Here is a 12,434-nt window from a genome sequence, read left to right as displayed (position 1 = left end):
GAGACGCGAGCAGACCAAAGGGAGGAAACCGATGAAGAAGCTCTATCGCGGCAGCTGCCACTGCGGCGCCGTCACCTTCGAGTGCCAGCTCGATCTTGCCGAGGGCATCCGCCGCTGCAATTGTTCCTTCTGCGCCAAGACGCGCATGCAGAAGGCCTTTGCGCTGCGCGAGGAATTCGAAATCACCGCGGGACAAGACAGGCTGACGAGCTATCGCGCCGACAATTCCAGCTGGATCGTCGGCGACGTCGATCATTATTTCTGCAGCCGTTGCGGCGTCAGGCCTTTCACGCGCGGCTACCACAAGGACTTCATCGGCCACTTCTACGCCGTCAACGTCGCCTGCCTCGATGGCGTCAGCGACGCGGAACTGGCCGAAGCCCCCATCATCTACGAGAACGGCCGGGCCGACGCCCATTTCAATCCGCCGGAAGACACGCGCTTCATGTAGGCGCCGCCCGCCCCCGGGAAATCAGGCGACCGTCAGCGCGCGCAGGGCTGAAAGCGCCCGCTCGGCATCGGCCTCCGGCACGAAGACATGGTCGTGATAATAGGCCGCGATCACATTGGCGCTGATGCCCTCGCGCGTCAGCGCTGCCGACACCGCCGCCGTCAGACCGATGGCCTCGAGCGCCGAATGCACGCTGAGCGTGATACGCCGCAGCAGCGGGCCATAGTCAAGTCCCGCCTCGTCGGCGGCATCGCGGGCAAGCACCAGCGTCAGCCCCTCATCCTCGCGATAGGTGGCGAGCGGTTCCAGCATCTGGTAGCGCGGCGCGTCGCGGTAGGAGACGGTGCAATAAACGTAGGTCTGCGGAAACAGAACCGGGTTCATCGCCGCCAGGAGTTTCGCGAGATCCGTTTCGCCGGCCATGTCCTGTCCCATCGCTTCGTACTGCACTTGTCTGAAGTCCTAGCGGATCGTCACGTTGGCGTGAAGCACGCGATCGCGATTTGACCGTTGTCATTCCCATGAAAACATGAGGTGATCGACAATCCGGCGTGGAACGCCGGCGGCGGGAGGAAACCATGGTACAAGGCAAGCCGGCATATTCCCTGGGCAAAACCCTCATCATCTCGGTCGCCGCCCTCGCCGCCATGCTGGCAACGGCGTCGGCTACCAGCGCTCAGGAACCGGCCGTTGTCATCCCGCCGCCCTCGCTCGACGAAAGGGCATCCGGGTCGACGGAGATCGCCGTCTTTGCCGGCGGCTGCTTCTGGGGCGTCCAGGGCGTCTTCCAGCATGTCAAAGGCGTGAAGAAGGCCGTCTCGGGTTATGCCGGTGGCACTGCGGCGACCGCCGATTACGAAACGGTGAGCGGCGGCAAGACCGGCCATGCGGAATCGGTTGAGGTGACCTACGATCCGCGCGAGGTGACCTACGGGCAGCTGCTGCAGGTCTTCTTCTCCGTCGCCCACAACCCGACCCAGCTCAACTACCAGGGGCCGGACCACGGCACCCAGTACCGCTCGGCGCTCTTTGCGGTTACGAACGAGCAGAAGAAGGTCGCCGACGCCTATATCGCGCAGCTCAGTAAATCGCGCGCCTTTCCGGCTGCGATCGTCACGCAGGTGTCGCCGTTCAAGGGCTTCTACGCCGCCGAGGACTATCATCAGGACTTTCTGACTCGAAACCCGACGCACCCCTACATCGTCTACAACGACCTGCCGAAGATCGAGAACCTTCGAGCGCTGTTCCCGGCAGCGTTCAGGGCAAATCCGGTGCTGGTGTTCAAGGCGAAGAGCTGACGCAATTCGAAGGACAGCTGCGCATCGGTTTGCGACGCGATCGCGTTGCGCCAAGCCGGGCCTCAGCGCGTTCCGACGATAACCGCCACGCCTTCCGCCAGCCGCTGAAACCCTTCGCGCGCGCCCTCGCTCATATGCCGCGCCCTGAGCCAGGCATGGATCATCTGCGGCTCCTCGCGGAAGGTGATGTTGACCCCAGCCGCAGCCAACCGCGCCGCGTAAATGCGGGCGTCATCGCGCAAGGGATCGAAGAAGGCGCCGGTGATGTAGCTCGGCGGCAGGCCGGAAAGATCCGTTTCCGCCAGCGGTGCGGCGAATGGATTGCCCATCGGCGCTTTCAGAATCTCTCGATAATAGCCGACATCAGCGGTTGTCAGCCCCGGCGCCTCGGCCATCTCGGCATAGGAACCCGAGACAAGGTCGCCGCCGAGACCGGGATAAATGAGCACCTGGCCGACGATGCCGGAAAGCCCTTCCGCCCGGGCCTTGAGCACGATGCCGGCCGTGAGATTGCCGCCGGCGCTGTCGCCGGTAACGACAACGGGACGACCATCGGACAGAAGTGCCTGAAGCACCGCATAACAATCGTCGAAGGCCGCGGGCCAGACGTGCTCGGGCGCCAGCCGGTAATCGACCGAGACCAGCTCAGCCTGAGCGAAATCCGCAAGCTCGGCGCAGATCGCGTCGTGGCTATCAAGAGAACCGACGACGAATCCGCCGCCGTGGATGTAGTAGATGCGCGTGTCTGTCGAAACCGTCGCCGGCCAATAGCGCCGGACCTTGATGCGGCCGTCGACAAGACTATCCTCGCGGCTAAGCCCGACCGGGCTCGGCACATCGAATTCGGCGCAGAGCGCGTCGTACCATTTTCGCTGCTGCTCGATCGAGGCATCGACCGCATCGGCGGGATAGAAGTCCTCGCAGCGGCGGTGAAAGGCAAGTATCCCCTCTTCCGTTGGCATCGGCCGCTTGGTCATCTGGTCCACGTCAATCCTCCCGCTGCTCCGCTCCGCTCGCAGCTTAGCATCGGCAATCCCGCTCCCTGTCCGAAAACCGACATAAGAGGAAAAAATCAGCGTCGATCCGCTTGCGTTTCGACGCTTGCCAGCCTCGCCCCGCACCTATTAACTCACCCCATGGCCTTCACATTTCGACAGCTACAGTATTTCGTCGCCGTTGCCGAACAGGGTTCGATCACCCGTGCGGCGCAGAACCTCTCGATCTCGCAATCATCGATCACCGAGGCCATCAAGGAGCTCGAAGGCGATCTCGGGGTCGAACTGTTTGACCGGCATCCGCGCGGCCTTTCGATCACCCACAACGGCCACCAGTTCCTGCGCCATGCCACCAAGATCCTCGCCAATGTCTCCGACGCCAGGCGCAGCTTTTCCGACAGCCGCGAGGAAACAGGCGGCAAGCTCAATCTCGGCGTCACTTCGCTCGTCGCCGGCTACGTGCTTTCCGATCTCTTGGCCCGCTACCGCCGCGCCTGCCCCGGCGTCGAGGTCAGCGCCATCGAGGACAACGGCTCCTATCTCGAGCACCTCCTGATCGGCGGCGAACTCGACGTCGCGGTCATGGTCATCTCCAACCTGCGCGACCGCATGGCGCTGCAGGCCGAAATCCTTGAAACCTCGCCCTACCGCCTCTGGCTGCCGATCGGTCATCCCTTGGTCAGCGCCGACATCATCTCCGTCAGCGATATCGCCAAGGAACCGCTGATCATGCTGACGGTAGACGAAATCGAGGAGAACACTGGCAAGCTTTTGACCGCACTCGGCGCCCGCCCGCATGTCGCCTTCCGCACGCGGTCTGTGGAAGCGGTGCGCAGCCTGGTCGCGACCGGTGCCGGCATTGCGCTTCTGCCCGATCTCGTCTACCGCCCCTGGTCGCTTGAAGGTGACCGCATCGAAAGCCGCGATGTTTCGGGTGCGCTCCCCGTCGTTCAGGTCGGTATGGTCTGGCGTAAGGGCTCCGGCCTGCCGCAATCGGCGCGCGATTTTGTCGGCATCGCCGAGGCGCTCAGAAGCGCCCGCCCGCGTTAACCACTTGACTTTGCTTGCTTTAACACGGAATTGGCGGCGCGATATCGGAAAAACCGAAAGCAACATTCTGTTTAATGAATTTGCGAATACGGTGAAACCAAGGCACGCTTCATTCTGGGAACGAAGCCGCAAAACGCGGCTCAAAACTGGGAGAATTCAGATGAAGCAGATGCTCAAATCCTGCACGGCATTGACCCTGTCGCTCGGCCTTGTCGCCCCGGCATTCGCGCAGGAGCCGCTGAAGGAACTTGGCAAGGGCGAAGGCGAACTGTCGATCGTCGCCTGGGCCGGCTACATCGAGCGCGGCGAGACCGACAAGAACTTCGACTGGGTCACGGAATTCGAGAAGTCGACCGGCTGCAAGGTTAGCGTCAAGACCGCCGCCACCTCGGACGAAATGGTGGCGCTGATGAACGAAGGCGGCTTCGACCTCGTCACCGCGTCTGGCGACGCCTCGTTGCGCCTGGTCGCCGGCAAGCGCGTCCAGCCTGTTAACACCGACCTCATCCCGAGCTGGAAATCCATCGACGAGCGCATGCAGAGTGCGCCGTGGCACACGGTCAACGGCGTGCACTACGGCACCCCTTACGTCTGGGGCCCGAACGTTCTGATGTACAACACCGAAGCCTTCAAGGGCGAAGCGCCGAAGAGCTGGAACGTCGTCTTCGAAGAAATGAACCTGCCCGACGGCAAGTCCAACAAGGGCCGCGTCCAGGCCTATGACGGCCCAATCCATGTGGCGGACGCTGCCAACTACCTGATGAAGCACAAGCCGGAACTCGGCATCAAGGACCCCTACGAGCTCAACGAAGACCAGTACAAGGCAGCCCTTGAACTGCTTCGCGGCCAGCGCAAGCTGGTCGGCCGTTACTGGCACGACGCGATGATCCAGATCGATGACTTCAAGAACGAAGGTGTCGTCGCCTCCGGCTCCTGGCCGTTCCAGGTCAACCTGATGGAAGCCGAAAAACTGCCGATCGCCTCGACCATTCCGGAAGAAGGCGTGACCGGGTGGGCTGATACCACCATGCTGCACGCCGATAGCCAGCATCCGAACTGCGCCTATATGTGGATGGAGCACTCGCTGTCGCCGAAGGTCCAGGGTGACGTTTCCGCCTGGTTCGGCGCCAACCCGTCGGTCGGCGCTGCCTGCAAGGGCAACGAACTTCTGACCGACGCCGGCTGCAAGACCAACGGCTACGAGGACTTCGAAAAGGTGAAGTTCTGGAAGACGCCGGTCAGCAAATGCGAAAGCCAGGGCGAATGCGTGCCCTATCACCGCTGGGTCTCCGACTACATCGGCGTGATCGGCGGCCGGTAAGCCGTCGCGACATATCGCAAGCATTTGCTCTCACCCTGACCCTCTCCCCACGCGGGGAGAGGGAACGCCCCCGGCCAATCCGCAGGGCGTGACCTTGAGGCAAGAGGCCCGCCGCACGTCCCCTTCGCCCCGCCTGCGGGGAGTAGGTGCCCGGCAGAGCGGATGAGGGGCCCCACCCTCACCGCGGGGATGAGGGGCCACACTTTCCGGAGTATTCCAATGACCACCGCCGTTCTCTTCGACAATGTTTCCCGCCACTTCGGCGCCGTGCGCGCCGTCGATGGCGTGAACCTCGAGATTGCCGAGGGCGAGTTCTTCGCCATGCTCGGCCCCTCGGGCTCGGGCAAGACCACCTGCCTGCGCCTGATGGCCGGCTTCGAGCAGCCGACCGGCGGCCATATCGAAATCTTCGGCGAAACCGCCGAGGGCGTGCCGCCCTATCGCCGCAGCGTCAACACCGTCTTCCAGGACTATGCGCTCTTCCCGCATCTCTCGATCCTCGACAACGTCGCCTACGGGCTGATGGTCAAGGGTGTGGGCCGCGAGGAGCGCCGCAAGGCGGCCGAGGACGCGCTCGCCATGGTCAAGCTGCCGGGCTACGGCACCCGCCACCCCGGACAGCTCTCCGGCGGCCAGCGCCAGCGCGTGGCGCTTGCCCGCGCGCTCGTCAACAAGCCGAAGGTGCTGCTGCTTGATGAACCTCTCGGCGCACTCGACCTGAAACTGCGCGAGCAGATGCAGGAGGAACTGAAGAGCCTGCAGAAATCGCTCGGCATCACCTTCGTCTTCGTCACCCACGATCAGGGCGAGGCGCTGTCGATGGCCGACCGCATCGCCGTCTTCAACGACGGCCGTATCCAGCAGCTCGGCCGCCCGGAAGACGTTTACAAACAACCAAAGACGCGCTTCGTCGCCGATTTCGTCGGCTCTTCGAACGTGCTGCCTCAAAAACTCTGCCAGCGTCTCGGCCTGAAGGCGCCGTCTGCCAGCCTGCGCCCCGAAGCGATCTCCATCTCCACGCCGTGGGATGGTGCGATCAGCCTTTCGGGTACCGTCGCTGCCCATAGTTTCCTCGGTGCGGTCAACCGTGTGGTCGTCGATGTCGATGGCGCCCGCGTAGCCGTCGCGAGCCCGGCCGCCCTCACCGTGCCGGCAGTCGGCACCCCCGTCACCATCAGCTTTGCCGCACACGAGCTGCACCCGATGGAGGACGCATGACCGCCTTTGCCGAACCCATTGCTCTGCCGGAGCGCCGCGGCCCCGCCGGCCGCCTGTCAGACTTTTTCTGGAAGCACCCGCATCTGCTTCTGACGATCATGCTCGCGCCGCCGCTGCTCTGGCTCGGCATCGTCTATCTCGGATCGCTCTTTGCGCTTCTGCTGCAGAGCTTCTTCTCGATCGACGATTTCTCAGGGCTGATCAATTACGAGTTCACGCTTTCGACCTATCGCCAGCTGTTAAGCGAGGCCAATCTCGACATCATCCTGCGCACCGTGCTGATGGCGGCGACCGTCACGCTTGCCTCGGCCGTCATCGCCTTCCCGATCGCCTATTACGCGGCGCGCTATGCGCAGGGAAAATGGAAGGTGCTGTTCTATCTCGGCGTCATGCTGCCGCTCTGGTCGAGCTATCTCGTCAAGATCTACGCCTGGAAGCTGATTCTGGCCAAGGAAGGCATCCTCACCTGGATCTTCGAGAAGCTGCATCTGCTCTGGCTGCTCGATGCCTGGCTGGCGCTGCCCGTCGTCGGCGGCAACTCGCTCTCGGTCAGCTACACCGGCACCTTCATCGTCTTCGTCTATGTCTGGCTGCCCTTCATGATCCTGCCGATCCAGGCAGCGCTCGAGCGCGTGCCGGGCAATCTGATCGAGGCGTCCTCGGATCTCGGCGGCACGCCGGCCCAGACCTTCCGCTACGTGCTCTTTCCGCTGGCCCTGCCTGGCATCGTCGCCGGCTCGATCTTCACCTTCTCGCTGACGCTCGGCGACTACATCATCCCGCAGATCGTCGGCTCCTCGCGCCTTTTCATCGGCCAGGCGGTCTACGCCCAGCAGGGCACGGCCGGCAACATTCCGCTCGCCGCCGCCTTCACCGTGGTCCCGATCGTCATCATGGGCGCCTATCTCTTCGTCGCCAAACGCATGGGGGCCTTCGATGCGCTCTGATCGCCTCAACCGCACGCCAATGGGCCTGAAGATCGCCGCCGCAGCCGGCCTCGCCTTCCTGCACCTGCCGATCCTGCTCATTTTCCTCTACGCCTTTACGACCGAGGAAAAGAGCTACCAGTTCCCGCCGCCGGGGCTGACGACGCAATGGCTCGCTGTCGCCTGGAACCGGCCGGACGTCTGGGCGGCGCTGACGCTGTCGGTCAAGGTCGCCTCGATCGCCACCGCGGTTGCCCTGGTGCTCGGCACGCTCTGTGCCGCCGCCGTCAGCCAGACGCGTTTCTTCGGCCGCGAGACGATCTCGCTGCTCGTCATCCTGCCGATTGCGCTTCCTGGCATCATTACCGGCATTGCGCTTCGCTCCGCCTTCTCGATGGCCGATATCCCCTTCTCGTTCTGGACCATCGTGCTCGGCCACGCGACCTTCTGCATTGTCGTCGTCTACAACAACGCAGTCGCCCGCTTCCGGCGGATTTCCGGCTCGCTGATCGAGGCGTCGATGGACCTCGGCGCCGACGGCTTCCAGACCTTCCGCTACATCATCCTGCCGAACATCGGCACCGCGCTTCTGGCCGGCGGCATGCTCGCCTTCGCGCTGTCCTTCGACGAGGTGATCGTCACCACCTTTACCGCCGGCCAGCAGTCGACGCTGCCGATCTGGATGCTCGAAGAGCTGATCCGCCCGCGCCAGCGGCCGGTGACCAACGTGGTCGCCATGGTCGTGGTGCTCGTCACCTTCCTGCCGATCCTCGGCGCCTACTACCTCACCCGCGACGGCGACCAGATCGCCGGTGCCGGCAAATAACTCGACTTTCAAGGGAGAACAGACATGGACACCCAACTGCTGATCGGATCGCGCTTCGAGGCCGGCACCGAGGCCGACGAACACATCCTGAACCCGCGGACGGGCGGCAAGATCGTCGACCTGCCGGAAGCCTCGCATGCCCAGGTCGAGGCGGCCGTGGATGCCGCCGAAAAGGCCTTCACCACCTGGTCGCAGACCACGCCTGCCGAGCGCTCCAACTATCTCCTGAAGATCGCCGACGCGATCGAGAAGGATGCCGACGGCTTTGCAGCGCTTGAAGCGCTCAACTGCGGCAAGCCGATCAATGCGGTCAAGAACGACGAACTGCCGGCGATCGTCGACTGCTGGCGCTTCTTTGCCGGCGCCGTGCGCAACCTGCATGCCCCGACGGCCGGCGAATACCTGCCGGGCCACACCTCGATGATCCGCCGCGATCCGGTCGGCATCGTCGGCTCGATCGCACCCTGGAACTACCCGCTGATGATGATGGCCTGGAAGCTGGCACCGGCGATCGCCGGCGGCAATACCGTCGTCTTCAAGCCCTCCGAACAGACGCCGCTGACAGCGCTGAAGCTTGCGCGCGTGCTCGCCGATATCCTGCCGGAAGGCGTGGTCAACGTCGTATCCGGCCGTGGCGAGACGGTCGGCAACGCGCTGATCAACCATCCGAAGATCTCGATGGTCTCGATCACCGGCGACATCGCCACCGGCAAGAAGGTGCTGGCCGCTGCCGCCAAGACCGTGAAGCGCACCCATCTCGAACTCGGCGGCAAGGCCCCTGTCATCGTCTATGACGACGCCGACCTCGAAGCGGTCGTCAACGGCATCCGCACCTTCGGCTACTACAATGCCGGCCAGGACTGCACCGCCGCCTGCCGCATCTATGCCGAAGCCGGCATCTACGAAAAGCTGGTCGCCGACCTCACCTCGGCCGTCTCGACCATCCGCTACAATCTCGCCGACGACACCGAAAACGAGATCGGCCCGCTGATCTCGCGCCGCCAGCGCGACCGCGTCGCCAGCTTCGTCGAGCGCGCCGCCGACCAGAAGCACATCGAGATCACCACCGGCGGCAGCGCCGGCAGTGCTGACGGCTTCTACTTCCAGCCGACCGTGGTCGCCGGCCCCACCCAGGAAGACGAGATCGTGCGCCGCGAAGTCTTCGGTCCGGTCGTTTCTGTCACCCGCTTCACCGGCAAGGATGATGCGATCGCCTGGGCAAACGACAGCGACTATGGCCTCGCCTCCTCCGTCTGGACCAAGGACATTTCCCGGGCGATGAAGGCCGCCTCCCGCCTGCAATACGGCTGCACCTGGATCAACACCCACTTCATGCTGACCAACGAGATGCCGCATGGCGGCGTCAAGCAGTCAGGCTACGGCAAGGACATGTCGGTCTATGCGCTCGAGGACTACACCGCCGTTCGCCACATCATGATCAACCACGGCTGAGGCTCACCGCCCCGGACGCGGAGAATGCATGCAAACGAAACAAACGGGAGGAGTTTGCGATGTACCGTCGTCAATTGCTTGTTGCCGCTGGGGCCTTCGGCCTCAGCGCGCTTGTGCTCTCGCCCGCGGCCTTTGCCGCGGAAACGGCCCCCGATGTGGTCGCCGCCTATGTCGCGGCATGGAATGCCCATGACTCTGGCAAGGCCGCATCCTACTTTGCCGATGACGTCACCTATTACGATGCGTCCGTCGGCAAGCCGGTAACCGGCAAGGATGCCGCCAAGACCGGCGTCATCGACAATTTCCTGAATGCCGTTCCCGATGCCGTCTGGACCATGAAGGGCGACCCGATCGCAGCCGGCGACAAGGTATCGTTCGAATGGGAATTCTCCGGCACCAATTCAGGTGCCTGGGCCGACGGAACGGCGGCGACCAACAAAAGCTTCAAGTTCACCGGCGCCTCGGTGTTCACGGTCAAGGACGGCAAGATCGCCGCTCAGAATGACTATTACGACGCCCTCGGCTTCTACAAGCAACTCGGGCTGATGTAACGGTCGCTCTTGGGCCCCTCGCGAACCGCAGGTCAAGGCCTGCGGTTCGTCTTTCTCTGCTCACAACTGACAAAACATGATCGCAAAAGTCATAAAATGACTTGCGCCAACGAAAATCATGAGTAACACGATCACCTTATGAGTTTCTGATCGCTCTGAAGGTGTGTCGCATGTTTGCAGGACGGCGTGCTGTCACCGCTGCATTTCCGCTGAAACAGATCCACTGCCCGGTGGCGCGATGACGGCTGCCGTATCCGAAGCGGTCGTCGAGACCGGCGGTCCCAAGGCGCTTTCGGCCGCCTTTGCCGGCACGCATGCCTGGTGCAACGAGAAGATGGTGCTCTCGGACAGTCTTTCCGATGCCATGGCCCTGCCTGACTTCTTCGCCTCCGGCGCCTTCGACCATGCGCTTGACATCTACACGGCAAAATCAGGCGCCAGCGACCGGCGTGCCGTCGCCTCCATGTGGTCGCTCTACTATTTTTCGAGCCTCACCATCCCCTATCTTGTCGCCCGCGTGCTCGATCACCAGGTGCTGCCTGTTGGATTCGAGGAGATGACGGTGGCGCTCGCCGAAGACGGCCTGCCCCGCACCTTCGGCGTCGCCCACGCCGGCGCCTGGCAGGACGTCGATGACGCCGATGTCTTTGCAACACTGGCGCCCTTGATGCGCGGCCATTTGCGCGAAGTGGTCGGTCACCTCAAATCCGTCGGCGGCATCGCCCCGAAGCTCGCCTGGAACAACGCGCTCGTCTATATCGACTACGCGCTGCGCGCCTCCGGCATCGAACCGCTGAACGCGCAGGCCGATGCGCTGATCGGCAGCAAGTCCCTGCCCGACGGCACGGCCAATCCCTTTTTCGATTGCCTTCGTCATGAAGAGGAAGACGGCGCCCGCGTCTGCCGCCGCAAGATCTGCTGCCTGCGCTACCTGTTGCCCGGCGTGCCGAGCTGCGGCAGCCTCTGCGCCCTTCCCAGCCAAAGGAACCAATAGGTTTTGTATTCTCGCCGTCCTTTCCCGGCCGCGCTGCGGCTGACGCTCATTCTCGTCACCGCGTTGCTCTTTGCCTTGTCCGCCCGCGCCGAAGGCAACTGGCCGATGACCGTCACCGATGCGGTTGGCCGCGAGGTGACGATCCCGGCCAAGCCCAAGGCGATCCTGCTTGGCAGCGGCTTCAATCTTGTCGCGCTGTCACTGATCCATCCCGATCCGGTCAGCCTGCTTGCCGGCTGGTCCGGCGACATGAAGGGCGACAATCCCGAGATCTACGAGAGCTTTCGCCGCAAGTTTCCTGATATCGCCGATGTGCCCCAGATCGATGACGGAACCGGCCCCGGCCTCTCCTTTGAAACGCTTTTGACGCTGAAGGCCGATCTGGCCATCCTCGCCAATTGGCAGGCCGACACCGAGCCTGGCAAGCGCGCCATCGACTACCTGACCGGCATCGGCGTGCCGGTCGTCGTGGTCGATTTCAACGACGACGCGCTGACGAGCACACCGCGCATGATGCGCCTGCTCGGCAGGATCTTCGAGCGCGAGGAACAGGCGGAAGCCTTCGCGCAGTTCTACGAGGAGAAACTGGCCCTCATCCGGTCGCGGGTCGCCGCCAGGCCCGAGCCGCGTCCGCTCGTGCTGATGGACGCCTTCCCCCAGGCCGACCGGTGCTGCTGGGCCTATGGCACCGGCGGCCTTGGCGAGTTCCTGACGATCGCCGGCGGCCGCAACATCGCCGAAGGCGCTTTGCCGCGGCCGGGCGGCACCATCAATGCCGAGGCAGTCATGGCCGCCAATCCGGACGTCTACATCGCCACCTCCTCGCCCGGCGGCAAGTACGGCACCCTGTCGATCGGCCCGGGCGTCGATGAAGAAGAGGCGCGCCAGACGCTTGCCCGCGCCGTCGACGCGCCCGCCCTGTCGGGCACCCGCGCCGTTCAGGACGGCCGTGTTCACGGGCTCTGGAACTTCTTCAATGCCATCCCGCTCAACATCGTTGCAGCAGAAGCTTTTGCCACCTGGATCCGGCCGGACATTTTCGGTGATCTCGACCCGAAGAAGAGCCTTGCCGAAATCAACGCGCGCTTCGCCGCAGTTCCTTTCGAAGGAACCTACTGGGTGGACCTGAAGCCCGCGCAGTAAGCCAAGGGTCCCTCAACTGCGGACGCGCCTCGGCCGGCGGCAGGTACGGACCATGCGCGCGGGCTGCGTGTTGTCAGTCAAAGGTCACCCCATATAAGGGTGGTTGTGGCCGTTGTCCTCCCCTGCGGGCAATGGCTGCCCTAAAGCTTTGAACGGCTGCATGATTTCCCTCTTGCGTCGGACCCGATTCAAGGAATGATGCGCTGAGG

13 protein-coding genes are annotated in these 12,434 nt (G+C 63.6%); 11 read left to right on the top strand and 2 right to left on the bottom strand.

Annotated elements, in window-relative coordinates; all coding sequences use genetic code 11:
• Positions 1-31 precede the first annotated feature (31 nt).
• The gene (locus MKZ91_RS16385) at positions 32-451 is read left to right on the top strand and encodes a GFA family protein (protein WP_336172091.1); all 420 of its coding nucleotides are present in this window, start codon (positions 32-34) and stop codon (positions 449-451) included.
• A 21-nt stretch (positions 452-472) separates the two neighbouring features.
• On the opposite strand, the gene MKZ91_RS16380 is transcribed toward MKZ91_RS16385, so the two are convergent.
• Positions 473-874 (bottom strand): ACT domain-containing protein, encoded by a 402-nt coding sequence (locus tag MKZ91_RS16380; RefSeq protein ID WP_336172243.1) that lies wholly within the window; start codon positions 872-874, stop codon positions 473-475.
• A 155-nt stretch (positions 875-1,029) separates the two neighbouring features.
• Between MKZ91_RS16380 and msrA the strand changes: the two genes are divergently transcribed.
• Complete coding sequence (gene msrA / locus MKZ91_RS16375) at positions 1,030-1,749, top strand: peptide-methionine (S)-S-oxide reductase MsrA (RefSeq protein WP_442892296.1); 720 nt, start codon at positions 1,030-1,032, stop codon at positions 1,747-1,749.
• Between the two features lie 62 nt (positions 1,750-1,811).
• Here the strand turns inward: msrA and MKZ91_RS16370 are convergent, their stop codons facing one another.
• The gene (locus MKZ91_RS16370; RefSeq protein ID WP_336172090.1) at positions 1,812-2,735 is read right to left on the bottom strand and encodes an alpha/beta hydrolase; all 924 of its coding nucleotides are present in this window, start codon (positions 2,733-2,735) and stop codon (positions 1,812-1,814) included.
• 150 nt (positions 2,736-2,885) lie between these two features.
• On the opposite strand from MKZ91_RS16370, the gene MKZ91_RS16365 reads away from it, so the two are divergent.
• The 9 genes from MKZ91_RS16365 (at position 2,886) to MKZ91_RS16325 (ending at position 12,225) form a co-directional block, all read left to right on the top strand.
• A complete protein-coding gene (locus MKZ91_RS16365) occupies positions 2,886-3,794 on the top strand; it encodes a LysR family transcriptional regulator (RefSeq protein WP_113540408.1) in 909 nt (302 codons plus the stop codon).
• Between the two features lie 160 nt (positions 3,795-3,954).
• Entirely contained in the window at positions 3,955-5,115 is a 1,161-nt protein-coding gene (locus MKZ91_RS16360; RefSeq protein WP_336172088.1) for an ABC transporter substrate-binding protein, read from the top strand.
• A 219-nt stretch (positions 5,116-5,334) separates the two neighbouring features.
• Positions 5,335-6,333 carry an ABC transporter ATP-binding protein gene (locus MKZ91_RS16355; RefSeq protein WP_336172086.1) on the top strand — a complete coding sequence of 333 codons (999 nt, stop codon included), beginning with the start codon at positions 5,335-5,337 and terminating at the stop codon, positions 6,331-6,333.
• Positions 6,330-7,280 carry an ABC transporter permease gene (locus tag MKZ91_RS16350; protein ID WP_336172085.1) on the top strand — a complete coding sequence of 317 codons (951 nt, stop codon included), beginning with the start codon at positions 6,330-6,332 and terminating at the stop codon, positions 7,278-7,280. Before MKZ91_RS16355 ends, MKZ91_RS16350 begins: the two co-directional genes overlap by 4 nt.
• Positions 7,270-8,085: an ABC transporter permease gene (locus tag MKZ91_RS16345; RefSeq protein WP_336172084.1), complete on the top strand. Its 816-nt coding sequence runs from the start codon at positions 7,270-7,272 to the stop codon at positions 8,083-8,085. The genes MKZ91_RS16350 and MKZ91_RS16345 overlap by 11 nt, the downstream gene beginning before the upstream one ends.
• A 24-nt stretch (positions 8,086-8,109) precedes the next feature.
• Positions 8,110-9,537 carry a gamma-aminobutyraldehyde dehydrogenase gene (locus MKZ91_RS16340; protein ID WP_336172082.1) on the top strand — a complete coding sequence of 476 codons (1,428 nt, stop codon included), beginning with the start codon at positions 8,110-8,112 and terminating at the stop codon, positions 9,535-9,537.
• A 59-nt stretch (positions 9,538-9,596) separates the two neighbouring features.
• Complete coding sequence (locus MKZ91_RS16335) at positions 9,597-10,088, top strand: ester cyclase (protein WP_336172080.1); 492 nt, start codon at positions 9,597-9,599, stop codon at positions 10,086-10,088.
• Positions 10,089-10,326: 238 nt separating this feature from the next.
• Positions 10,327-11,082 (top strand): siderophore-iron reductase FhuF, encoded by a 756-nt coding sequence (gene fhuF / locus MKZ91_RS16330; protein ID WP_336172078.1) that lies wholly within the window; start codon positions 10,327-10,329, stop codon positions 11,080-11,082.
• A gap of 33 nt (positions 11,083-11,115) precedes the next feature.
• Complete coding sequence (locus MKZ91_RS16325) at positions 11,116-12,225, top strand: ABC transporter substrate-binding protein (RefSeq protein ID WP_442892304.1); 1,110 nt, start codon at positions 11,116-11,118, stop codon at positions 12,223-12,225.
• The last annotated feature ends 209 nt before the right edge of the window (positions 12,226-12,434 follow it).

Origin of the sequence: Ensifer sp. MJa1, assembly GCF_037026475.1 — a bacterium.
Taxonomy (GTDB): domain Bacteria; phylum Pseudomonadota; class Alphaproteobacteria; order Rhizobiales; family Rhizobiaceae; genus Ensifer.
Note: the sequence above shows the minus strand (reverse complement) of the source record. Positions and strands in the feature narration are given on the sequence as shown.

Coding starts and splice junctions, on each gene's coding strand:
- MKZ91_RS16350 (WP_336172085.1), top strand. CDS start 6,330: ATGACCGCCTTTGCCGAACCCATTGCTCTGCCGGAGCGCCGCGGCCCC.
- MKZ91_RS16365 (WP_113540408.1), top strand. CDS start 2,886: ATGGCCTTCACATTTCGACAGCTACAGTATTTCGTCGCCGTTGCCGAA.
- MKZ91_RS16360 (WP_336172088.1), top strand. CDS start 3,955: ATGAAGCAGATGCTCAAATCCTGCACGGCATTGACCCTGTCGCTCGGC.
- fhuF (WP_336172078.1), top strand. CDS start 10,327: ATGACGGCTGCCGTATCCGAAGCGGTCGTCGAGACCGGCGGTCCCAAG.
- MKZ91_RS16335 (WP_336172080.1), top strand. CDS start 9,597: ATGTACCGTCGTCAATTGCTTGTTGCCGCTGGGGCCTTCGGCCTCAGC.
- MKZ91_RS16340 (WP_336172082.1), top strand. CDS start 8,110: ATGGACACCCAACTGCTGATCGGATCGCGCTTCGAGGCCGGCACCGAG.
- MKZ91_RS16345 (WP_336172084.1), top strand. CDS start 7,270: ATGCGCTCTGATCGCCTCAACCGCACGCCAATGGGCCTGAAGATCGCC.
- msrA (WP_442892296.1), top strand. CDS start 1,030: ATGGTACAAGGCAAGCCGGCATATTCCCTGGGCAAAACCCTCATCATC.
- MKZ91_RS16355 (WP_336172086.1), top strand. CDS start 5,335: ATGACCACCGCCGTTCTCTTCGACAATGTTTCCCGCCACTTCGGCGCC.
- MKZ91_RS16385 (WP_336172091.1), top strand. CDS start 32: ATGAAGAAGCTCTATCGCGGCAGCTGCCACTGCGGCGCCGTCACCTTC.
- MKZ91_RS16380 (WP_336172243.1), bottom strand. CDS start 874: ATGGCCGGCGAAACGGATCTCGCGAAACTCCTGGCGGCGATGAACCCG.